Source organism: Flavobacterium indicum GPTSA100-9 = DSM 17447 (assembly GCF_000455605.1).
Taxonomy (GTDB): Bacteria; Bacteroidota; Bacteroidia; order Flavobacteriales; family Flavobacteriaceae; genus Flavobacterium; species Flavobacterium indicum.
The window spans coordinates 757,949-781,137 of the sequence record NC_017025.1; the positions used below are offsets into that span (position 1 = coordinate 757,949).

The following is a 23,189-nucleotide window of genomic DNA, read 5'->3' on the forward strand; positions in this document are numbered from 1 at the left end:
CTGCTATGAAAAAACTTGTAATTATTGGTGCTGGAGGATTTGGAAGAGAAGTTAAAATGCTTGTAGACCAAATCAATGCTGTTCGTCCTACATACACTTTTGTTGGATTTTATGACGATGGAAAAGAAGTTGGTACTCTAGTAAATGGTTTTCCTGTTCTTGGAAACGTTGCGGATTTAAATGCAGTTAACGAGCCATTAGTGGTAGTTCTCGCTTTAGGAAATCCGGTTTATAAAAAAAACGTGGTTACCATGTTGACAAATCCATTATTGTCCTTTGATACTTTAATTCATCCTTCTGTAATTATAGGAAATGATGCAGTTTCTATTGGTAAAGGAACCGTTATTTGTGCGGGTAACATTATAACGTGTAATATTTCTATTCATGATTTTGTAACCTTAAATTTGGCTTGTACCATTGGTCATGATACTATTTTAGATAATTTTGTTTCGTTGATGCCGGGCGTAAATGTTTCTGGTGAAGTACGATTAGGCGAAGGCGTATATGTAGGAACAGGAGCTAAAATTATCAACCAATTAGAAATAGGAAATAATACAACTGTGGGTGCAGGAGCAGTGGTGTCAAAAGCACTACCTGCTAATTGTACGGCTGTTGGGATACCAGCAAAACCAATTAAATTTCATTCGTAATGCAACAAGAAAAAATATGGCTTTCTTCGCCACATATGGGAGGAAATGAACAAAAATATGTTCAAGAAGCTTTTGATAGCAATTGGGTCGCACCACTTGGTCCAAATGTAAATGGTTTTGAACAAGATTTAGAAAAGTATTTGAATGAAGATGTTTTTGTTGGTGCGTTAAGTTCAGGGACAGCAGCGCTACATTTAGCTTTAATTATGCTGGGTGTAGAAGCTGGAGATGAAGTGATTTGTCAATCCATGACTTTTGCAGCTTCTGCAAATCCAATTGCATATCTAGGAGCAACCCCCGTTTTTATTGATAGTGAAAAGGATACTTGGAACATGTGTCCTATTGCCTTAGAACAAGCGATTGAAGACCGAATGGCTAAAGGTAAAAAGCCGAAGGCTATTATTCCGGTTCATTTGTATGGAATGCCAGCAAAAATGGATGAAATCATGGCTATTGCCACTAAATATGATATTCCTGTAATTGAAGATAGTGCTGAAGCCTTAGGGAGCTCATATAAAGGTCAAAAATGCGGAACTTTTGGAACTATGTCTATTTTGTCCTTTAACGGGAATAAAATTATCACAACTTCAGGCGGAGGCGCTTTGGTAACTAAGTCTAAAGAAGTTAAAGATAAAGCCGTGTTTCTTTCTACACAAGCCAGAGATAATGCCCCTCATTACCAACATTCACATATTGGATATAATTACCGAATGAGTAATATTTGTGCTGGTATTGGGCGTGGACAAATGGAAGTTTTAGATGCACATGTGCAATTAAGACGAAAAGCCCATCAATTTTATATGGATTTTTTTAAATCTATGAATGATGTAGTCGTGTTGCATGAACCTAATAATGCATTCTATTCCAATCATTGGTTAACAGCAATAGTGTTAGAATCTTATGAAAAAAGAGAAGCCTTACGTTTAGCATTTGAAGCAGAAAATATTGAAACAAGACCACTTTGGAAACCGATGCATTTACAACCGATTTTTCAAAATGTACCCTATTATGGAACAAATGTTTCAGAATCTTTATTCGATAAAGGATTGTGCTTGCCTTCAGGGTCAAATTTAAAAGAGGAGGAGTTTTTAAGAATTCAAAATGTATTAAAAGATTTCTTTAAACTTTAATTCTAGATTACTAAGTAAATTTGTTAAATTTGTTTCCCAATTTTTTATAAGTGCCCGAAAATACTAGCAATAATCAATCCGTTAGTTCTTCTTTTTTGAAGAATAAGTTTCTCAATTTAGGTTATTTACCTCGATGGGTTATTTTTTCTATAGATATTGCTATAGTGCTTTTTGCTAATTTGGTAACCTATCTAATTGTTTCCAATTTAACATTTAAGTATTATGATACAGCATCAGTTTTTCAGCGAACTTTTATCATAGTATTTACACAAATATTTTTCTTTTTTGTGTTTAAATCTTATGCAGGTATCATAAGACATTCTACTTTAAATGATGGTTTTAATCTTTTTAAATCCACATTTAGCACTTTTCTTGCCTTAGCCATATTGAATTATGCTCATTTTTATTGGGTGGGATCTAAAATATTTTTAATGCCGGCTTTAGTGTTAACATTTTTAATCTCATTTATATTTTTATTATCATTTAGGATTGCGGTAAAAATAATTTATCAAGTATACATCGAAGCGAGTCAGGTATCCAGTTATCAAAAAGTAGTGATTTATGGAACTGATAGTCATGCAATAGCTCTGGCAAATGCAATTAATGCAGAACAACCCCGAAAATATAGATTAGTAGGATTTGTTGATAAATACAAAAACAAGGCAACCAAAACGATATTAGATGTGCCAATTCTATCGCATGATAAATCAATTGTTAAGATTTTAGATGCATTAAACGCAAAAAATTTAATAATCGCAGATCGAAATATTCCAAACAAGTTGCAATTGTTGATTGTTGATCAATGTTTAGAACACAATATAAAATTACTAACAGTGCCAGTTGTTGCCGATTGGAATAATCAAAAGCGTATAACAAAAAGTATTAAAACTTTTGAAATTTTAGATTTATTAGATCGAAAACCAATTGTGTTAGATAACACAAAAATATCCAATCAATTAACTGATAAAATTGTCCTTATAACTGGTGCTGCAGGGTCAATAGGAAGTGAAATTGTTAGACAAGTTTTAGCGTTTAAACCGAGAAAAATTCTGGTTTTAGATCAAGCAGAAACCCCTTTATATCAATTAGTTTTAGAATTAGAAAAAGTAATTGCAATTGAAATTGTTTCATTGATTGCCGATGTTAGAGATAAAGAACAAATGAGAAAGATATTCGAAAAATACCAACCTCAATTTGTTTTTCACGCCGCTGCTTACAAACATGTTCCTTTAATGGAAGAGAATCCAACTCAAGCAATTTATACCAATGTTTTAGGAACTAAAAATATGGCTGATTTAGCCGTTAAATTTAAAGTGGAACGTTTTGTAATGGTTTCAACCGATAAAGCGGTGAATCCAAGTAATGTAATGGGAGCTAGTAAACGAATTGCAGAAAAGTATGTGCAATCTCTTTCAGCCTATTTAGAGCAAATGAAAGAGTCTTCCACTAAATTTATAACTACTCGGTTTGGAAATGTTTTGGGTTCAAACGGCTCTGTAGTTCCTTTATTTACAAAGCAAATTAATGAGGGTGGACCTTTGACTATAACGCATCCAGATATCATTCGGTATTTTATGACTATTCCAGAAGCTTGTCAGTTAGTATTAGAAGCAGGTGCTATGGGAAATGGTGGTGAAATTTATATATTTGATATGGGTAAACCCGTTAAAATTATCGATTTAGCCGAAAAAATGATTCGATTAGCAGGTTATGTTCCTAACGAGGATATAGAAATTAAAGTAGTTGGATTAAGGCCAGGTGAAAAACTCTACGAAGAGTTGTTAAACGATGCTGCCAAAACGCTTCCGACGCATCACGAAAAAATTATGATTGCTAAGGATGAACTAGAGGATTATATTTCGATAAGTACTGAAATTGATGAATTAATTGAGATAGCAAAAGATAAAAAACCTCACGAAGTAGTCGCTAAAATGAAAATTATTGTGCCTGAATTTGTTAGCTTAAATTCGGAATATCAATCGTTAGATAATTAACAAAAACTTGATTTATAGTTATAAAAAATTATATTTGTAAAAAAACGCATTTATGGTTAGTAGAATTTTCGGAATATTTTTAACTTTTTTGTTGATTACTTCATGTAATTCTTCAAAAAACATTGCTTATCTGCAAAATACAGGCAAACTAAATAACGATATAAAATTTGAGTCGACTTTGCAAGCAGATGATCAATTGTTGATTATCGTTTCTTCCGAAAATCCTGAAGTTGCTGCTCCTTATAATTTAAAATCAGTAGTTTATCAAGGAACTTCTGAAAATTCAATTGCCCAAGAAAGACAGCAAGCTTTTTTGATTGATCAAAATGGTACCATAGAATTTCCTATGTTGGGTTCTATTAAACTAGCTGGATTAACAAGAATTCAGGCGGTAGAAAAAATTAAGTCTTTATTGAAGGATCATATCAAAGACCCTATAGTTAATTTACGTTTATTGAATTTCAAAATATCAGTTTTAGGAGAAGTAAATAAACCAGGTGTGTATCCAATAAATAGCGAAAGAGTTACGTTAGTTGAAGCATTAGCTTTAGCTGGTGATTTGACTATTTATGGAAAAAGAAATGATATTTTAGTAATAAGAGAAAAAGACGGAGTTAAGACGTATCAAAAAATTGATATAACTAAAACTGACTTTGTAAATTCTCCGTATTATTATTTGTCGCAAAATGATGTAATTTATGTTGAACCAAATAAAACAAGGGTCAACTCATCCGTGATTGGACCTAATTTAACGGTTGGTATTTCAGCATTGTCATTAGTAGTGACAATTTTAGCTTTAACTTTGAAGTAAGATGCAAAAATATAGTCAAAATTTTGATGAAGATTTAGATCAAAGTCTGAATATTAGAGAGCAATTAGATAAATATTTAATCAAATGGCATTGGTTTGCTATTGGGATAGTATTTTCACTAGCATTGGCATTTTTATATATAAGATATTCTGTACCACAATATAGCGCAACCGCTTCAATATTGGTGAAGGATGAAAGAAAAGGAGGTTTGGCCTCGGAATTATCTGCTTTTCAAGATTTAGGAATGTTGAAAAATGTGAAAAGTAATGTTGATAATGAAATTGAAGTCATAAAATCAAGAACATTAATTAAGAAAACAGTTAACGATCTCGGTTTGAATATTTCCTATATCAATGAAGGTAGGATTAAAGATGGAGAGATATATTATAACTGTCCAATAAAAGTTTTATTCTATAAACAAAATCCAAAATTTTACAATGAATTTCATCAATTAAGAGTAGAATCTGTTTCGTCATCAACTTTCAATTTCTTTGATGGGACTACTAATTTAGGTACTTTTAAGTATGGTGAAAATATAAAATATTTAGAAGGATACTGCACCGTAATTAAAAACAAGTTAGAAAAAGAACGCACTTGGGATACATTTTCTATAAAAGTACAAGTGTTGCCTATTGAAGGTGTGACCGATAATTACCGTTCTAGGCTAAAAGTATTAGCATTGAGTAAAAATACTAGTGTTATTGAGTTAAACTTCATTGATCCTATTCATTTTAGAGCAAAAGATTTTTTAAATACGTTGGTTAAAAATTATAATCAAGATGCAATTGAAGGAAAAAATTTTATTGCTGAAAATACTTCTAAATTTATTGAACAACGTTTGCGTTTAATTTCTGGCGAATTGGAAGGAGTTGAAAAAGACGCTGAGACTTTTAAACGAACAAATCGTGTGACAGATATAACATCAGAAGCTGGATTATTTTTAGAAAATGCAAGTGAATTTGAAAAACGTGAAATAGAAACAGAAACGCAACTTAAGGTAGTTAATACTATGATGGATTATCTTAAAAATGCAAAGAATGAAAATTTATTACCAGCTAATATTTTAACAAGTGATGTTGATGCATCAGATGTTATTAATCAGTATAATAACTTAGTTTTAGAACGTAATAGATTACTTAAAACAGCTGGTGAAAAAAATGCAATGGTATTAGCTATTGATAAAAAAATTGCTTCTTTACGCAGTACAGTTGATGCAAGTTTACAACAATTAAAACGTTCTTTGTTAATAAAGAAAAATGATTTAGCTAAACAAAATGCATTGGTAGAAGGAAGAATTTCTCAAATTCCTACTCAAGAAAAAGAGTTTAGAGTTATAGCCAGACAACAACAAGTAAAGGAAGCTTTGTACTTGTATTTATTACAAAAGCGAGAAGAAACAGCCATCTCATTAGCTGTAACTGAGCCTAATGCTAAAGTAATAGATGAAGCAACGGCTTCTTCCAATCCGGTTTCTCCTAATAAAATGGTTGTGTATTTAATTGCAATTGTTTTAGGATTTTTGATACCATTTGGCATTATTTATCTTATCCATTTTTTAGATACAAAACTAAAATCGAGATTGGATATTGAAAAAGCAACAACAATTCCGTTCTTAGGTGATGTGCCTAAAAGTGAAACACCTAATGAATTAATTCATGTTAGCAGTAGAACCAGTACGGCAGAAGCAATCCGAATTGTTAGAACGAATTTAGAATTTTTATTAAAGGATGTTGCAGATGATAAAGCTAAAACAATATTTTTAACTTCTACATTTCCAAAAGAAGGGAAAACATTTATCTCGGTTAATTTAGCTTCAACAATTGCTTTATCCGATAAAAAGGTTTTGCTTATAGGATTAGATATTCGAAATCCTAAAATTGATAGTTATTTAAAATTACCCAATTTAGGATTGACAAATTATTTATCATCATCTAAAAATGTTACTATTGATGAGTATATCGTAAAAATTGATAATTATACTCATTTTGATGTTTTACCTGCGGGTGTAATTCCGCCTAATCCTGCGGAGTTGCTTATGAGTAAAAAAGTAACTGCACTTTTTGAAGAATTAAAAGAAAGATACGACTATATAATTGTTGATACAGCTCCTGTAAGTTTGGTAACAGATACCTTAATTGTTGCTCATTTAGCAGATGCTTTTATTTATGTTGCTCGTGCAAATTATTTAGACAAGCGTATGTTGAAATTACCGCAACAATTGTATAGAGAGTCAAAATTGCCTAATATGTCAATTTTAATTAATGACACCGTTACTCAAAAAGGCTATGGCTACGGCTATGGTTACGGTTACGGCTACGGTTATGGAGTTGAAGTTGAAAAACCTTCACTGTTGCAACGAATAAAATCTATTTTTACTTTTAAATAATGCTGTAAAGTAGTTAGTTGAAAAATTTATTTCAAGATTTTATCTTCTAGAACTGAAAAAAATAATATGTTGTTTTTTAAATTACTACTTGAAAAACTGATTGTTTTCAATAACTTTTTCTAGTTGTTTGTTGCTTTTAATAACCGTTTTTCTTTTAAAAGAATCAATATGTTGTTTGTGGTGAATGTCTGATCCTGCAAAATTAATCATATCTGCTTGCAGAAGTTTATCTGCGGCAATTGCAACATCTTTGCCATAGTAGCCAACTGTTGAAAGTAAATTTACTTGAAAATAACACCCCATTTTTTTTAGTTTTTCATAATCATTAAAATTGTGGTGGTAATAAACATATCTTTCAGGATGGGCTAATATAGGTTGGTAGCCTGCTAATTGTAATTCAAATAAATATTCATGTAAAGGAATAGGCGGATTCAAATAGGACATTTCTACCAAAACGTAATTGTCTTTTAAAGTTAACAGCGGTTGGGTTTTAAATAATTCTACGAAATGTTCGTCTATAAAATATTCTGAAGCAGCTTGCAAATTTAGTGTTTGATGTAATTCGGCTAATTCTGTTTCAATGATTTTACGACTGTTTTGTATGGTTTCGGATGTGTTGTTCCACACATTCTTCATGGTATGAGGTGTTGTAATTACTTTTTTAAACCCCATATTCTTCATAGAATTTAATAAATAATTACTGTCGTTAATGTTTTTTGCTCCATCATCAATTCCAGGTAATATATGAGAATGAATATCCACAAAATCATTTGGGATTAAATTTACTAACTCGGGTTTCGATTTGAAAATGGAAAGCATATCAAAAAATTTCTGCAAATGTAATTATTACTTATTATTTATTCTTATTCTAGTTAATAAAAATCAGTACATTTGATGCCTAATTTATATTAATAAGAACAAGTAAATGTTAAATAAAATTCTGAATACAATTCAATCTAGTTTTAAATACTTTACATTTTTTTATGGGTATTTAAAAATTAAATTACTTGTTGTCATACTTTTTAGTTTTCTTGTAAGTTTATTAGATGCTTTGAGTATTTCTATCTTTATTCCTTTATTGAATACATCTGATAAAAATAAAACTGAAGGCGGACAAATTGATGAGTATTCTAAACATGTTCAAGATTTTCTACATTTTTTAAATATTCCGAACACAATCAATTATTTACTTTTAGTAATGTTGGTGTTTTTTATTTTGAAAGGTGTTTTTAGGTATTTGGATGTGCATTATCGTGTGTTTTTAATATCCTTTTTTGTTAAGAATATAAGATCAGAGCAGTTAAATTTAATTTCACATCTGAGGTATTCCAAATTTGTAAAAACAGATTTAGGAAAAATTCAAAATAGTATAACTAAAGAATGTGATAATGTTGTTTTTGGTTATACACAATATATATCGGTTTTTCAAAATGCAATTTTTGTAATTGTCTATTTAATACTATCTTTATTTGTCAATCCGAAGTTTTCTATAATAGTAATTTTTGGAGGAATTGTATCAAATTTAATATTTAGAAAAGTATATGTAAATTCAGAAAATATTTCTTTTTCTATATCTAATAAGAACAATCATTTTATGAGTTTGGTGCTGCAACACATTACAAATTTTAAATATTTAAAAGCAACAAATAGAGCTAAAGACCACAAAAAGATGATTGAAAATGTCATGCATGATATTGAAGATAATCAAATGAAATTAGGTTTTATTAGTGGTTTAAGTTTATCTTTAAGGGAACCGCTTCTTGTATTGTTTTTAGTAGGTGCTATATTTTTACATATTAATTATTTTAACGGTGATATTGCTTCAATTTTATTAATTTTAATTTTATTATATCGAACTTTTAGTAGCTTAATGACTGTACAAACCAATTGGACAGGGTTTTTAAAATACGTTGGTTCTATTCGTTTTATTAAGGAAGTAAAAAAAGAATTTTTAAGTCAACAAGAAATAATTGAAGGGAAATTATTTAAATCTATTGATGCTACAATTAATGTAAAGGATTTATCTTATTCTTATAATAACGAACAAATAATTTTAAATCAAGTTAGTTTAACAATTCCTGCTAATAGTTCAGTAGCTTTTGTTGGTCGAAGTGGTTCAGGAAAAACAACTTTAATAAACTTACTAATTGGTTTGTTAGAACCTACTAATGGTAGTATTTCTATTGATGGGGTTTCATTAAAGGAATATAATATTGAATCTTATAGGGGAAAAGTTGGATTAATAACTCAGGAAGTAGTGGTTTTTAATGATACATTATTTAATAATGTGACTTTTTGGGATGAAAAAAATGAAAAAAATCTAACTCGATTTTATGAAATTATCGAAAAAGTAGATTTGACTGAATTCATCAATAATTTTAATGATAAAGAAGATCTTATTTTAGGAGATAATGGCGTTTTAATGTCGGGAGGACAAAGACAACGATTATCAATAGCTCGTGAATTATATAAAGAAAATGAGATATTAGTTTTAGATGAAGCAACTTCAGCGCTTGATACAGAAACGGAAAAAATAATTCAACAAAGTATTGATGCTCTTAAAGGTTCTGTAACTATTATAATTATTGCTCATAGATTATCAACAATTAAAAACGTAGATACTATTTATTTGTTGAATAATGGTACAATTGAAGCCAGTGGAAGTTTTAATGAATTATTATCGCAATCCACTACATTTGCTAACATGGTAAAAACACAAGAATTATAATTTGATAGCAATTATTATTACATATAGAAATAGAGACTTAAACATTGTAAAAAAATGTTTAGATTCATTACAATTGCAAAAAAATAAAGAATTTCAATTGTATTTGATTGATTATGGAAGTGATGCTAATTATTCAACTGGGTTGAAAGAACTTTCTATAAATTATGATTTTCTAAATTTATTCTCTTATCCAGTTAAAGGACAATTATGGAATAAGTCTCGAGCAATTAATATTGTGTTAAATAAAATTACAACAGAATATGTTTTTATTGGGGATATTGATATGATGTATCATGAAGATTTTATTTCAACCTTGTACAAGTATAAAAATGAAAATGGAGCCATTTATTTTAAAGTGGGCTACCTTAATGAAGTGGAATCGAAATTAATTAAACCATTCAATGATTATAAAATAAATCATTACTCCAATCATGAAGCGACTGGAATGACGCTTTATAATAGAGAAAAATTAATGGCAATTAATGGATATGATGAGTATTATCATGGTTGGGGTTCAGAAGATACAGATGTTCATTTTAGATTTGTCAATTCAGGATATGAAGTTAACTATTTTGATTCTTCAATTTTAATGTTGCACCAATGGCACCCTAAAACCTATAGGAGTAAAGATAGTTTAGCTCCTTTTCACTCAAAATTAGAACAGATTAATAGTGCGTATTTATTGTTTAGTAAAAAGAATAATATAATACAATCAAATAAGGATTTTGTTTTTGGATTGGAACCTAACGATAAAGAATATTTAAAATTAGAAAAACCTAGTAGAAAAATTAGTATTACTAACGAAGTTAATGAAATTAAATCTTTTTTAAATGGTTCTATTTCAAATTTTAAAAACGTATGTGTTGAATTTAACTTTGTACATCATCCTCAACTTAATTCTTTAAAAAATAAATTAAAAAGAAAGTTGAAAAAAAAGCATTTGGTGTTTTACAGCTTAGAAGATGTTAATAATATGTTGATTGAAACTATTATTATGAATTATAGAAATAACCCTTATAATTTGTTTTTTGATAGAAATAAACAAATACTAAAACTTATAATTGTCCTTTAAATGAAATTAATTGAAATAGTAAAAATTTTAAAAAATAAATTAGTTGGTTCAAAAGTTAATCAACAACGCATCAATGAAATTGAATCTAACACAATTGCATTAAAAGAAGCACGTAAATCGGATGTAAATAGATGGCAAAAAAATGAAGAATTGTTCACAAATTGGAATGAAAGAACAGCAATTATGGCTGATTTCATTCCTTCCGATGCTAATGTAATTGAGTTTGGGGCTGGAGTAATGCACATGAAATCAATTTTACCCAAAACGGTAACCTATACACCTTCAGATATTGTTAAAAGATATGAAGAAACGGTAGTGTGTGATTTAAATGAACCAATAACTGTTAATTTAAAACAATTTGATACAGCTGTTTTTAGCGGCGTTCTTGAATATGTTTATAATATAGAAAATGTAATTGACCAATTGAGTAATGCATCTATTAATCATATAATCTGTTCTTATTGTTGTTCGGATATTATTACTCTATCAAGAGAAAAAAATGGATGGTTGAGTGATTATACTAAATCTGAATTGGAAGCTATTTTCTCAGGTTTTGGTTATACTGTTAAAAATTATCAATTGTGGAATAATCAATCTATTTTTAATTTAGTTAGAGAACAATAATTCTATGAAAAAAATTTTTATACAATACAGATATTTTTTTGTTACATTAATTGTATTGTTTAATTTATGTTATTCATTGTTCTTTATTTACTTCGGAATTGATTTGCAAGATGGGTTTTACCACATCAATAGAATGATTACCAATGATCCTTATGTAATGGCATTTTTGTCCTATAAAATTGGATATTTTTGGTTTTTATTATTTGGTAAAAGTGTTATAGGATTTAGGGTGCTGAATGTTATTATTTATCAACTTATTTTATATGCGCCTTTTCTTTTAATCGAATCAAAAGAAAATAAATACAAATTCATTTTTTTTAGTTTAATTCTTAATTTTTGTATTTCATTATTGAATTGGAATTTATTAGGTTATGATACATTCTCGTTTCTATTTATAACATATGCTTTAGTATATTTTATCAAATTTATATTTCAAGCAACAACTACTAATTTACTATTTTTTAGTTTGTTTTCGGTATTAGCAGTGGCTTCACGCATGCCCAATGTTTTAATTATTCCTATAGTCTGTTTTCTAATTTTAATTTCTGGATCTCATTATAAATTAAAGTTAAAGCAGCTGCTAACGTTTGTACTAGTATTCAGCGTTTTATTTACAATTTTAATTTTATTAAACTATACATCTTTTCAAAATTATTTAGTTGCAATAAATGAATCATTAAAAGTTACCAATGAAGATCATGGCTTAGTACATTTACTAAACAATTATATGAATCATTTTTTTAAAATCTGTAAATATTTAATTGTTTTAGTTGTGTTGTATTGGATGTACATGAAAAGTGAAAACAATAAGAAGTTAAGATATGTAGTTCTTATATTAAGTGTTTTTCCTTTTGTATTATTCCTCAAATTCGTATTTCTATCTGGTTTTAATACCAAAATTGCGTTGTTTTTTGGAGCAATAATTATAGCTTTTTTAAGTTTAGAATTTAAATCTGAAAATCCGTTATTTACAATAACATCAAAAAAAATAATCGTATTAAGTCTAATTTTATTTCAATTCTTACCCTGTGCAGGATCTAATTCTGGATTAAAATACAGTGGTATAGTTATTGTTTTTTTTAGTTTTATTTACTTTCAATCTCAATTAAAATATAAGAAATATTTCTTTTTTTTGATTTTAATCTTAGTTCCATTTCTAATTTTTGAAAAATTTAAAATTAAATTTATGGATGAAAACTTCACTAAATTAAATACAAAATTAGAAATTGAAAATTTAGCACCTATTAGAACCACTTCACATAGAAATAACTTTATAAATGAAGTGCTTTTAATCAATAATTCAGAAGTCAAAAAAGGAAATAATGTACTAATATATGGTAGTAATGCACATATATTTAATTATTTAGTAAACAATTCAAAATCTTTATTTAAAAGCTTTCCAATGAAGTTAAATAATAAAGAAGAATTTAATTTTTTAAAAGAAAATTATTTTAAAAATAAACAACCTGTTGTGATTTTAGTTCCAGTTGAAGTTGATAAATACAAGTTGTCTTATTTTGAAAATGAGTTAATAAAATTAGGTTATAATCGTAGCTTTACAAATGATTATATACTTTTAAAACCTAAGGAAATTTGATATAGTTTTATGGATAAAATTAGATTGTTTTGGTGGAATGAAAGGGTTTTTCATAATAAAGCTAAGGAAAATTATGGAGACTTATTAGGTAAATATTTGGTAGAGAAAATTTCCGGGAAAAAGGTTTTATTTACCAAACCAAATAAATTTTCATTGTTAGATTTCATAAGTCCAATATATGTTACTATAGGAAGTATATTAGGTCAAGTTAACCACAAATGTATAGTTTGGGGGAGTGGTATAATCACTAAAGATCAATATGTAAAGCAACCTAAAAAAATTGTAGCAGTAAGAGGTCCTCAAACAAGGAAAAGGTTGATGGAATTAGGGTATGTTGTGCCTGAAGTTTATGGTGATCCAGCACTATTGTTGCCAGATTATTATTTTCCAACCATTCAAAAAAAATATAAAATTGGAATAGTACCTCATTATGTCGATTATTCAATGGTAAAAGAGTTATTTAAAGATAAACCTGAAATTAAGGTTATTGATTTAATGACGAATTCAATTGAATCTACAACAGATGAATTTTTACAGTGTGAAAAAATTATTTCTTCGTCTTTACATGGAATTATTTTAGCTCATGCTTATAGAATTCCAGCAGTGTGGCAAAAATTTTCTGAAAATGTATTTGGAGATGATATCAAATACCAAGACTATTTTGAATCGGTTAATATTCCAATGTATAAACCAAATGTTATTCAAATTGATAATTTAGCAGAAGTTTTCGAAAAAGTTACAACTTTGCCTAATCAAAATTTAGTGGAAAACATTAAGTTAAATTTAATTAAAAATTGCCCATTTAAAAACTAATTTAAATATGACTAACCCCTATTACATTGCAGAAATTGGACAAGCACATGAAGGTAGTTTAGGTATATTACATTCTTATATTGATGCTCTTGCAACTACAGGTGTGCATGCGGTAAAATTTCAAATGCATATTGCAGCAGCTGAAAGTAGTTCGCATGAACCATTTCGAGTGAAGTTTTCATATGAAGACGCAACTCGTTTTGATTATTGGAAGCGAATGGAATTTACTTTAGACCAGTGGAAAGGCATAAAAAAACATTGTGATGAGGTGGGTTTAGATTTTATTTGTTCACCGTTCAGTAATTTAGCAGTTGATTGGCTAGAAGAAATTGGGGTTAAATATTATAAAATAGGTTCTGGTGAAGTAAATAATTTATTATTGCTTGAAAAAATTGCAAAAACAAAGAAACCAATTATCATTTCATCAGGAATGAGTAATTTTTCTGAATTAGACTGCACTGTAGCTTTTTTAAAACAAAGAAATGTAACTTTTTCAATTTTACAATGCACTACTTCGTATCCTACACATCCAGAACAATTTGGGTTAAATGTAATCAATGAACTTAAAGATAGATATCAAGTAAAAGTTGGATTTTCTGACCATTCGTCTAAAATTGCAACTAATGTAGCTGCTGTAGCCTTAGGTGCAGAAATTCTTGAATTTCATGTAGTTTTTAATAAAAAGATGTTTGGTCCAGATGCTAAATCTTCTTTAACTATTGAAGAAATAGAACAATTGGTTCAAGACTGTAATGCTATTGCTACTGCTCTAAAAAATCCAATTGACAAAAATAATAATGCCCAATTTTCAGAATTAAAATCTATATTTGAAAAATCTCTTTCAGTGAATAAAGATTTACCTGCGGGACATGTTTTAAAGTTTGAAGATTTAGAAGCAAAAAAACCTAAAGGTTTGGGTATTGATGCAGTAAATTTTGAAAAAATAATAGGGAAAAAAATTTCAAGAAATTTAGCTCAATGGGATTTTTTGAATGAAAATGATGTAATCAATGAATAATAAAAGAAAAATAGCAGTTGTCATTACAGCCCGACCTTCTTATAGTCGTGTTAAAACAGTATTAGAAGCAATTCAAATGCATTCGTCGTTGGAATTGCAATTAATTATTGCTGCTTCGGCCTTATTAGATAGGTATGGATCTGCAGTAAATTTTATTGAAAAAGACGGATTTAATATTGCTGCAAAAGTTTTTAATGTGTTGGAAGGAGAAAATCTGACTGCTGCTGCAAAAACAACTGGTATTGGAATTCTAGAATTGTCTACTGTTTTTGATAATTTAAAACCAGATATAGTGGTGACAGTTGCAGACCGTTTTGAAACCATGGCGACTGCAATTGCGGCTTCATATATGAATATTCCATTAGCGCATATTCAGGGTGGGGAAGTAACTGGAAATATTGATGAAAAAGTTCGCCATTCAATTACTAAATTAGCAGATTATCATTTTGTTGCTTCTGAAAGCGCAAAAGAAAGGGTGATAAAATTAGGTGAGGATGCTAATTTTGTTTTTAATACAGGTTGTCCGTCTATTGATTTAGCTAAACAAGTTAAAGAAAATAGTGTTCAATTACCTTTTGATCCTTATGAAAAGTATGGAGGTGTAGGAGCTAAGCCTGATTTAAAAAACGGTTATTTAGTAGTAATGCAGCATCCTGTTACTAATGAGTATCAAGATTCAAGAAAACATATTGAAGCTACCTTGCAAGCTGTTTATGAATTGAACAAACCAACATTGTGGTTTTGGCCTAATGTAGATGCAGGGGCAGACGGAACATCAACCGGAATTAGAGCATTTAGAGAAACACATCAATTACCCAATGTGCATTTCTTTAAAAATATGGAAGGTAAAGATTTTTTACATTTATTAAATCATGCAGATTGTTTAATTGGTAATTCAAGTGTAGGAATAAGAGAATGTGCCTATTTGGGTGTGCCAGTAGTAAATATTGGTTCTCGACAAAATAGAAGAGATAGAGGTGAAAATGTTATAGATGTTAACTATGATATTGTTGCAATAAAGAATGCAATACTGAATAGAATTTCTTCAATTAAAAATAGTTCAAATGTTTATGGTGGAGGAGACGCTGGTAAGCAAATTGCTGATTTACTTTATGAAGTACCTTTACTGTTTCATAAAACAATAATGTATTAATGAAAATTTTAGGAATTATTACTGCACGCGGTGGCTCAAAAGGTGTGCCAGGTAAAAATATAAAATTACTTGGTAATATGCCTTTACTTGCATATACCTCCAATGCAGCAAAAAAGTCTAATTTACTTTCTAAAACAATTATTTCATCAGATGATGCATCAATTTTAAAGATAGCGCATGAATTTCAAATAGAAGTGCCTTTTGTTAGACCTAGTGAGTTGGCAACAGATACTTCTTCGAGTATTGAAGTAGTGCAACATGCCATTGAGTTTCTAGAATCTCAAGGTGAATTTTATGATGCAGTTTGTTTATTACAACCTACTACTCCTTTTAGAAGTAATGGTTTTTTAGATGTTGCAATTCAAAAATTTATAAATGAAGATGTTGATGCTTTAGTAAGTGTCTTACCTGTTCCTCATGAGTTTAATCCGCATTGGGTTTTTGAGCCAGATAATAATGGTATGCTTAAAATCGCAACAGGTGAAAAAGAAATAATTAAAAGAAGACAAGAATTGCCACCAGCTTATTTTAGAGATGGATCTATTTATATTACCAAGACATCAGTAATTAAATCAGGAAGTTTTTATGGAACTAAATTGGGTTTTATTGAAAATGACCCTGAATTTTATGTAAATATTGATACTCTGAAAGATTGGGAGTTAGCTGAAGCTAAATTAAATTGGATTAAAGATAGGTTATAATGTGTGGAATAGTTGGAATATTTTCCCAAAATCTTCAAGTTGAAGATAGAAAAGTACGTTTAAATAACATGCTTAAAGCCCAATCGCATAGAGGTCCTGATGCTGAACAACAATGGCACGATGACAGTTGTAGTTTAGGGCATAATCGCTTAAGTATTATCGATTTGTCTTCAGAGGCTAACCAACCAATGAGGAGTTCATGTGGTAATTATATGGTGGTGTTTAATGGAGAAATTTATAATTATTTAGAAATTAAAAAAGAATTAGTACCTCATTTTACCTTTCATACGCAGTCTGATACCGAAGTGTTGTTAAATGCCTACATTCATTGGGGAACAACGTGTTTGGAAAAATTCAATGGGATGTTTTCAATTGCTATTTGGGATCGTATAAAGCAAGAACTTTTTATTGCTCGGGATCGATTTGGAGTCAAACCATTTTATTTCTATAAAAAAGAAAATTCATTGGTTTTTGCTAGTGAAATTAAATCCATTTGGGCTTTTGGAGTAAACAAAAAAAGAAACAATAAAGTCTGGGCAAATTATTTGACTTTTGGTACTTATGGTTTGCCTCATGAAACTTTTTGGGATGACATTTACCAATTGCCAGCTGGTCATTTTGCTGTTATTAATACACAATCCATCTTAAATTTCGATGTTGTGCAATGGTATGATTTTGTACAAAATATTAAAAACACGACAATTTTAGATGAATTAACATTAAAAGAGCAATATTCTCAATTGTTAAATGAGGCTATTCAACTGCGATTTAGAGCAGATGTGCCTTTGGGAATGAATGTGAGTGGCGGATTGGATTCTTCTACTTTAATTGCTTTAATTCATAAAAATTTACCTTCCTCTAAAAAGATGGAAGCTTTTACATTTTATTGTAATGATTCTAATTATGATGAACTACCTTGGGTGGAAGCCTTGTTAGAAAATAAGCCATATCACCTTAATAAAGTTTTATTGGAAGCTAAAATTGTTCCGAATTTAATTGAGGAAGTGAGTCAAGTTCAAGACGAACCTTTTGGTGGATTTCCTACGCTAGCTTACAGTCTGTTGTTTAAAGAAGCAGCATCTAAGGGTATAAAAGTTGTTTTAGACGGACAAGGTATGGATGAAGCTTGGGCGGGTTACGATTATTATCATAATCAATCGAACAACATAATTCAAGGTATCAATTCTAGTCCCGTTCGTCCTGAAGTATTAGATGCTGATTTTGCATTGTTGGCTGAAAAAGAACATTATGAAAAACCTTTTGAATCTTCTATGCAAAATATGCAATACAGGGATATTTTTTATACCAAAATTCCAAGGGCTTTACGCTTCAATGATCGAATAAGTATGTTGCATGGAACAGAATTAAGAGAACCATTTTTAGATTATAGATTAGTAGAATTAGCTTTTGCACAAAAAGATGAAGTAAAATATAATCAAGGCAATACTAAATGGATGTTGCGCCAAATTAGTCAAGAATTAATTTCAGATAAGGTTGCTTTAGCACCAAAAAGACCTCTGCAAACCCCTCAAAGGGAATGGATAGCTAATGACTTGCAAAATTTTGTTTTTGATCAAATAAATTCTTTTGGAGATTTTGAATTTATTGATAAGAAAAAAGTGCTTCAAATTTGGAAAGAATATACTAATGGAAATCAAGATAATAGTTTCTATATTTGGCAATGGATTAATTTGGTTGCCTTGAAGTAATGAAAAAGAAGAAAGTTTTTGTGTTATTGCCTGATGGTGTTGGACTTAGGAATTTTGCCTACTCTAAATTTTATGAAATTGGAAAACAATTTTATGATATTTCGTTTTGGAATAACACGCCTTTTAATCTATCTGATTTAAATTATAAGGAAATAAAATTCAATAAACCTGTAATTCATTCGTTAACCGATGTACTAAAAAATGGATTAATTCAAGCTTCTCTAACAAAGAATAAAAAAGAGGAACAAGATGCGGTTTATGATACATATCGATTTCCTGCTTCTAAGAAAGGTCTAAAAAATAGAATTAAAAATAGTATTGTAACTTTTTTAAATTCAAGTTTTTCTAATCAAAAAGGAATTTTAAAATTAAGAAATCTAATAAATTCTTTAGAAAGGAAAACAACGTATTACAAAAATTGTAAAGCAACTTTAGAAAAAGAAAAACCAGATTTTATTTTTTGTACCAATCAACGCCCAATTATTGCGGTTGCACCCTTATTAGCAGCTAAAGATTTGAATATACATACCGCGACCTTTATATTTTCTTGGGATAATTTGCCTAAAGCAACTATGGTAGTTCAAACTGATTATTATTTTGTTTGGAGTGAGCATATGAAAAATGAATTAATGCATTACCATCCCGAAATTAATTCTAATCAAATTCTAATTACAGGAACACCTCAGTTTGAGGCTCATTTTGATCAAAACTTATACCAAGAAAAAGAAGTTTTTTTTAATGAAAACAAGTTAGACAGTAATAAAAAATACATTTGTTACTCAGGAGACGACATCACCACTTGTCCCGATGATGAAAAGTATCTAAGAGATGTGGCTTTGGCTGTTAAGGCTTTGAATAAAAAAGGACATAATTTAGGTCTTATTTTCAGACGTTGCCCTGTTGATTTTTCTACAAGATATGATGCGGTTTTACAGGAATTTAAAGATGTAATTGTTCCAGTTAATCCCGCTTGGATAAAAATAGGTGAAGGTTGGAATACGGTTTTGCCAACAATAAAAGATAATCAGGTTTTAATTAATACCATAAAACATTCCGAATTGGTCATCAATTTAGGTTCGTCTATGGTTTTTGATTTTGCTGTGTTCAATAAACCTTGTTTTTATATCAATTATGATGTGCCCAATAAATTGATTTTTGATTGGTCTGTAAAAAAGATTTATAATTTTGTTCATTTTCGTTCTATGCCTAATAAAAATGCAGTTGTTTGGGTTAATTCACCTTCCAATTATGAAAAATTAATTGAAGAAAATTTGAATAAAAATTGTTCAGAAGATGCTTTTAAATGGTTTGAAAAAATTACGGAACAGCCTGCTGATAAAGCATCTGAAAGAATTTGGAATGCTATAAATACTCTTATATAATATATGTTTTTTAACTCATTAGATTTCGCTATATTTTTGCCAATAGTTTTTATACTATACTGGTTTGTTTTTAATAAAAATAAATCATGGCAAAATGCATTACTGATTTTCGCTAGTTATTATTTTTATGCTTGTTGGGATTGGCGCTTTTTGTTTCTTTTGATTTTTTCAACTCTTTTAGATTATGTCTCGGGTATAAAAATTGAAAAAAGTAAATCAGAAGGTGAAGCTAAATTTTGGTTCTGGCTAAGTGTAGGGATCAATTTAGGTTTTTTAGGTGTTTTTAAATACTACGACTTTTTTGCTCAATCTTTTGCTGAATTTTTAAATGGCTTTGGATTAAAAGCACATCCTTATTTGTTGAAATTAGTTTTACCAGTTGGAATTTCCTTTTATACGTTTCATGGTTTGTCTTATGTAATTGATGTTTATAAAAAACGTATTCAAGCAGAATATAATTTTGTAGATTATTCCCTTTTTGTTAGTTACTTTCCGTTGTTAGTTGCAGGTCCAATAGAACGCGCTACACATTTATTGCCTCAAGTAAAAGTAAAACGCACGTTTAATTTTGAAAAAGCTAAAGAAGGAACCTATCAAATTTTATGGGGATTAGTTAAAAAAGTGGTTATTGCCGATTCGTGTGCCATGTATGCTAATGCAGTATTTAACGACTATGAACAGATGAATACATTGTCATTAATAGTAGGAGCAGTGTATTTTGCTTTCCAAATTTATGGCGACTTTAGTGGGTATTCTGATATTGCATTGGGTACTTCTAAACTATTCGGAATTGATTTATTGAAGAATTTTGATTATCCTTATTTTTCTAGAGATATAGCGGAGTTTTGGCGACGTTGGCATATTTCACTTTCTTCTTGGTTCCGTGATTATTTGTATATTCCTTTAGGAGGAAGTAAAGGTGGAAAATGGATGCAAGTTCGAAATACGTTTATTATTTTCTTAGTTAGTGGTTTTTGGCACGGGGCCAATTGGACTTTTATTGTTTGGGGATTCATTAATGCTTTGTATTTTTTACCCTTATTGTTATTGAATAAAAATAGAAGTAACCTAGAACCCATTGATTTTAAATGGAATTGGAAGGGGTTACAAATTTTGTTTAATGTGTTTACCACTTTTTGTTTGGCCACTTTAGCTTGGATTTTCTTTAGAGCAAATACTATAACTGACGCTTTAAATTACATTAAACGAATGTTCACTAATTTAGATTTTGGTTCCCAATATTTAAGTATTGAACGTTATACACCTGAATTATTAGTATTGGTTATTGCGTTTGTTTTATTTGAATGGAAAAACAAATATAAAATAGAGCCTATTTCTGGTAAATACGAATGGATAAAGGTTTTTATTTGTATGTTGGCACTGTTTGCACTTGGGGTGTATTCAGATTATAAAGAATTTATATACTTTCAGTTTTAATGAAAAAATTCGGTTTACATCTACTCATAACTTTATTCATTTTGTTCCTAGCTTCATTGTTGTTAGATGTTGCTTATACGAAGGTGTTGTCTACTTCTTCTAGTCGAAATAAAGTGGAGCATGTAATGCATTCTAAGAACAAAAATTATGATGTTGTTATTATGGGTACTTCACGGGCTAATAATCATTTTGTGACTGAATTGTTTGAGAAAAAAGGATTAAAAGCTTTTAATTATGGTATGAGTGGTTCACATTTCTTTGAAACAGATTTGATGCTCAAAAAAATGTTGGATAATCAATTTAAAATTAAAACCTTATTGTTAGAAGCCGATTTAAGTGTTTGTAATGAAAATAGAGATGAAGGTACAACGGCAAGATTTATGCCTTATATGCACGGCGATGCCACTATTACAGAACACATAAAATCTCAAGAAGATTATTTTCAATTGTATTATTTGCCTTTTTATCGATACATAAAGTTTGATAACAAAATAGGTTTAAGAGAAGTTTTGAAAGTGTTGAAAAATGAACCAACAAACGTGCTTCATAATAAAGGGTATTATCCTTTATTAACAACAAAATCGGGTAAAATGAAGAATGATATTTCTACCTTAAAACCCATTCGAAACCGATATCTAGAAGATGTGAAAAAGTTGTGTGCTCAAAATAACATCCAATTAATATTAGTCATGACACCTATGTGTGAAAACACAAAAGGTCTTGATTATTTTGAAAAAGTGAACCAACTCTATCCCGAAATACATAATTTTGAAAATGTAGTGCATGATGATAACTATTTTTCTTCATGTGGCCATTTAAATGATGCAGGTGCTAGAATGTATACGCAATTTATAATTAAGGAATTGAAATTATAATGAACTACTTTTTAAGACATATTTTAATTATTTTAGGAATTGTTGTTGTTTCGGCTTTTGCTTTAGATTTTATTTATACTAGTGTGTATAAAAGTGAATCGCAACGGAATAAAATACGATATGTTTTAAATGGAAAACCTGAACAATATGATTTAATTATTTTAGGTTCTTCCAGAGCTAACAATCATTTTGTGACGGATTTGTTTGAAAAGAAAGGAATTAAAACCTACAATTACGGTATGAGTGGTTCGCGTTTACAAGAAACAGCTTTGTTTTTACAATTGTTTTTTGAAAAAGGTTTTAAAACCAAAAAAGCTATCGTTGAGGTAGATTTAAATATTAATTCGGATGGTTTTTCAGATGGAACAAGAGCTTCATTTTTGCCTTATTTAAATTCAGAAAAATTAGTATCGAGTTATTATGATACAATTCCCAATGCTTTTGAATTAAAAAACATACCTTTTTACAGATATATTAAATATGAGGCTAAAATAGGTTTTAGAGAAATGTTCTTTTCTTTTTATAAACGAAAAACCAGTTTTTTAGCTAATGGTGGTTTTTATGCTCTTTCAGGTGTAGGAAAAAATATGGAATACGATTTAACGAGTTATAAACCCAAAAGGAATAAAAGCTACGAATTAATTAAACAAATCTGTAAAAAGTATCATGTAGAATTAATAACAGTAACAACACCCATGTGTTCTAATACAAAGAATAGTGAATATTTTAATCAAGTAATTCAATTGTATCCTGAAATATATAATTTGGAAAATGTGATAAACGAAGATAAATATTTTTCATCGTGTGGACACATGAATGAGGAAGGAGCAAGAAAATTTACTAATTATATAATTAATAAAATGTTCTAGATGAAGGTTAATTTTTATAAAAAACTATATAATTGGTCCTTAATAGTATTCTCATTAATTTATATTCTATTAATTTATTACTATAATTATAAGAAAAATTTTTTTTTACATGATGGCGATAATTATAGAGGCAAGTTTTTAGAATTTTATCAAAACGGCTATTATAAAAGTGTATCAGAAGGGACTAGTATTTTATATAACTTAGTTATCTATCCTTTTTATTTGTTAACTAAAGATATA

19 protein-coding genes are annotated in these 23,189 nt (G+C 29.2%); 18 read left to right on the forward strand and 1 reads right to left on the reverse strand.

The features are described 5' to 3' along the window. Positions 1–5 precede the first annotated feature (5 nt). Genes KQS_RS03315 through KQS_RS03335 form a run of 5 tightly spaced genes read left to right on the forward strand, consistent with a single transcriptional unit; the run spans position 6 to position 6,971 of the window. Complete coding sequence (locus KQS_RS03315; RefSeq protein WP_014387796.1) at positions 6–650, forward strand: acetyltransferase; 645 nt, start codon at positions 6–8, stop codon at positions 648–650. Further along, positions 650–1,780, forward strand: a complete 1,131-nt coding sequence (locus KQS_RS03320; RefSeq protein WP_014387797.1) for a DegT/DnrJ/EryC1/StrS family aminotransferase — start codon at positions 650–652, stop codon at positions 1,778–1,780. The genes KQS_RS03315 and KQS_RS03320 overlap by 1 nt, the downstream gene beginning before the upstream one ends. 50 nt (positions 1,781–1,830) lie before the next feature. Next, positions 1,831–3,774 (forward strand): polysaccharide biosynthesis protein, encoded by a 1,944-nt coding sequence (locus KQS_RS03325; protein ID WP_014387798.1) that lies wholly within the window; start codon positions 1,831–1,833, stop codon positions 3,772–3,774. A gap of 52 nt (positions 3,775–3,826) precedes the next feature. Next, positions 3,827–4,585, forward strand: coding sequence for a polysaccharide biosynthesis/export family protein (locus KQS_RS03330; RefSeq protein ID WP_014387799.1), 759 nt, complete (start codon positions 3,827–3,829; stop codon positions 4,583–4,585). Position 4,586: 1 nt separating this feature from the next. Beyond that, positions 4,587–6,971, forward strand: a complete 2,385-nt coding sequence (locus KQS_RS03335) for a GumC family protein (protein ID WP_014387800.1) — start codon at positions 4,587–4,589, stop codon at positions 6,969–6,971. 84 nt (positions 6,972–7,055) lie between these two features. Here KQS_RS03335 and KQS_RS03340 read toward each other — a convergent pair whose 3' ends face one another. After that, a complete protein-coding gene (locus KQS_RS03340) occupies positions 7,056–7,790 on the reverse strand; it encodes a tyrosine-protein phosphatase (protein WP_014387801.1) in 735 nt (244 codons plus the stop codon). Positions 7,791–7,896: 106 nt separating this feature from the next. On the opposite strand from KQS_RS03340, the gene KQS_RS03345 reads away from it, so the two are divergent. The 13 genes from KQS_RS03345 to KQS_RS03405 are packed head-to-tail and all read left to right on the forward strand — an operon-like array spanning position 7,897 to position 22,949. Continuing rightward, positions 7,897–9,699: an ABC transporter ATP-binding protein gene (locus tag KQS_RS03345; protein ID WP_014387802.1), complete on the forward strand. Its 1,803-nt coding sequence runs from the start codon at positions 7,897–7,899 to the stop codon at positions 9,697–9,699. Position 9,700: 1 nt separating this feature from the next. Beyond that, a complete protein-coding gene (locus tag KQS_RS03350) occupies positions 9,701–10,771 on the forward strand; it encodes a glycosyltransferase family 2 protein (protein ID WP_014387803.1) in 1,071 nt (356 codons plus the stop codon). Then, positions 10,772–11,395: a methyltransferase domain-containing protein gene (locus KQS_RS03355; RefSeq protein WP_014387804.1), complete on the forward strand. Its 624-nt coding sequence runs from the start codon at positions 10,772–10,774 to the stop codon at positions 11,393–11,395. It abuts the gene before it with no gap. Positions 11,396–11,399: 4 nt separating this feature from the next. Beyond that, entirely contained in the window at positions 11,400–12,992 is a 1,593-nt protein-coding gene (locus KQS_RS03360) for a hypothetical protein (RefSeq protein WP_014387805.1), read from the forward strand. A gap of 9 nt (positions 12,993–13,001) precedes the next feature. After that, positions 13,002–13,805 (forward strand): polysaccharide pyruvyl transferase family protein, encoded by an 804-nt coding sequence (locus tag KQS_RS03365; RefSeq protein WP_014387806.1) that lies wholly within the window; start codon positions 13,002–13,004, stop codon positions 13,803–13,805. 7 nt (positions 13,806–13,812) lie between these two features. Further along, positions 13,813–14,823, forward strand: coding sequence for an N-acetylneuraminate synthase family protein (locus KQS_RS03370; RefSeq protein WP_014387807.1), 1,011 nt, complete (start codon positions 13,813–13,815; stop codon positions 14,821–14,823). Continuing rightward, on the forward strand, positions 14,816–15,976 hold the full coding sequence (neuC, locus tag KQS_RS03375) for a UDP-N-acetylglucosamine 2-epimerase (RefSeq protein ID WP_014387808.1): 1,161 nt from the start codon (positions 14,816–14,818) through the stop codon (positions 15,974–15,976). Before KQS_RS03370 ends, neuC begins: the two co-directional genes overlap by 8 nt. Continuing rightward, positions 15,976–16,677 carry an acylneuraminate cytidylyltransferase family protein gene (locus tag KQS_RS03380; protein WP_014387809.1) on the forward strand — a complete coding sequence of 234 codons (702 nt, stop codon included), beginning with the start codon at positions 15,976–15,978 and terminating at the stop codon, positions 16,675–16,677. Before neuC ends, KQS_RS03380 begins: the two co-directional genes overlap by 1 nt. Then, positions 16,677–18,386 carry an asparagine synthase (glutamine-hydrolyzing) gene (gene asnB, locus KQS_RS03385; protein ID WP_014387810.1) on the forward strand — a complete coding sequence of 570 codons (1,710 nt, stop codon included), beginning with the start codon at positions 16,677–16,679 and terminating at the stop codon, positions 18,384–18,386. Before KQS_RS03380 ends, asnB begins: the two co-directional genes overlap by 1 nt. Further along, positions 18,386–19,768 carry a hypothetical protein gene (locus tag KQS_RS03390; protein WP_014387811.1) on the forward strand — a complete coding sequence of 461 codons (1,383 nt, stop codon included), beginning with the start codon at positions 18,386–18,388 and terminating at the stop codon, positions 19,766–19,768. The genes asnB and KQS_RS03390 overlap by 1 nt, the downstream gene beginning before the upstream one ends. A gap of 3 nt (positions 19,769–19,771) precedes the next feature. Next, positions 19,772–21,205, forward strand: coding sequence for an MBOAT family O-acyltransferase (locus tag KQS_RS03395; protein WP_014387812.1), 1,434 nt, complete (start codon positions 19,772–19,774; stop codon positions 21,203–21,205). Then, positions 21,205–22,080, forward strand: coding sequence for a hypothetical protein (locus KQS_RS03400; RefSeq protein WP_014387813.1), 876 nt, complete (start codon positions 21,205–21,207; stop codon positions 22,078–22,080). Before KQS_RS03395 ends, KQS_RS03400 begins: the two co-directional genes overlap by 1 nt. Further along, on the forward strand, positions 22,080–22,949 hold the full coding sequence (locus KQS_RS03405) for a hypothetical protein (RefSeq protein ID WP_014387814.1): 870 nt from the start codon (positions 22,080–22,082) through the stop codon (positions 22,947–22,949). Before KQS_RS03400 ends, KQS_RS03405 begins: the two co-directional genes overlap by 1 nt. Positions 22,950–23,189 lie beyond the last annotated feature (240 nt).

Excerpts from the sequence above, each read along its gene's own strand:
- KQS_RS03365 (WP_014387806.1), top strand. The coding sequence starts at position 13,002 with ATGGATAAAATTAGATTGTTTTGGTGGAATGAAAGGGTTTTTCATAAT.
- KQS_RS03400 (WP_014387813.1), top strand. The coding sequence starts at position 21,205 with ATGAAAAAATTCGGTTTACATCTACTCATAACTTTATTCATTTTGTTC.
- KQS_RS03330 (WP_014387799.1), top strand. The coding sequence starts at position 3,827 with ATGGTTAGTAGAATTTTCGGAATATTTTTAACTTTTTTGTTGATTACT.
- KQS_RS03360 (WP_014387805.1), top strand. The coding sequence starts at position 11,400 with ATGAAAAAAATTTTTATACAATACAGATATTTTTTTGTTACATTAATT.
- KQS_RS03315 (WP_014387796.1), top strand. The coding sequence starts at position 6 with ATGAAAAAACTTGTAATTATTGGTGCTGGAGGATTTGGAAGAGAAGTT.
- KQS_RS03395 (WP_014387812.1), top strand. The coding sequence starts at position 19,772 with ATGTTTTTTAACTCATTAGATTTCGCTATATTTTTGCCAATAGTTTTT.
- KQS_RS03340 (WP_014387801.1), bottom strand. The coding sequence starts at position 7,790 with ATGCTTTCCATTTTCAAATCGAAACCCGAGTTAGTAAATTTAATCCCA.
- KQS_RS03390 (WP_014387811.1), top strand. The coding sequence starts at position 18,386 with ATGAAAAAGAAGAAAGTTTTTGTGTTATTGCCTGATGGTGTTGGACTT.
- KQS_RS03405 (WP_014387814.1), top strand. The coding sequence starts at position 22,080 with ATGAACTACTTTTTAAGACATATTTTAATTATTTTAGGAATTGTTGTT.
- KQS_RS03335 (WP_014387800.1), top strand. The coding sequence starts at position 4,587 with ATGCAAAAATATAGTCAAAATTTTGATGAAGATTTAGATCAAAGTCTG.
- neuC (WP_014387808.1), top strand. The coding sequence starts at position 14,816 with ATGAATAATAAAAGAAAAATAGCAGTTGTCATTACAGCCCGACCTTCT.
- asnB (WP_014387810.1), top strand. The coding sequence starts at position 16,677 with ATGTGTGGAATAGTTGGAATATTTTCCCAAAATCTTCAAGTTGAAGAT.
- KQS_RS03370 (WP_014387807.1), top strand. The coding sequence starts at position 13,813 with ATGACTAACCCCTATTACATTGCAGAAATTGGACAAGCACATGAAGGT.
- KQS_RS03380 (WP_014387809.1), top strand. The coding sequence starts at position 15,976 with ATGAAAATTTTAGGAATTATTACTGCACGCGGTGGCTCAAAAGGTGTG.
- KQS_RS03345 (WP_014387802.1), top strand. The coding sequence starts at position 7,897 with ATGTTAAATAAAATTCTGAATACAATTCAATCTAGTTTTAAATACTTT.
- KQS_RS03355 (WP_014387804.1), top strand. The coding sequence starts at position 10,772 with ATGAAATTAATTGAAATAGTAAAAATTTTAAAAAATAAATTAGTTGGT.
- KQS_RS03320 (WP_014387797.1), top strand. The coding sequence starts at position 650 with ATGCAACAAGAAAAAATATGGCTTTCTTCGCCACATATGGGAGGAAAT.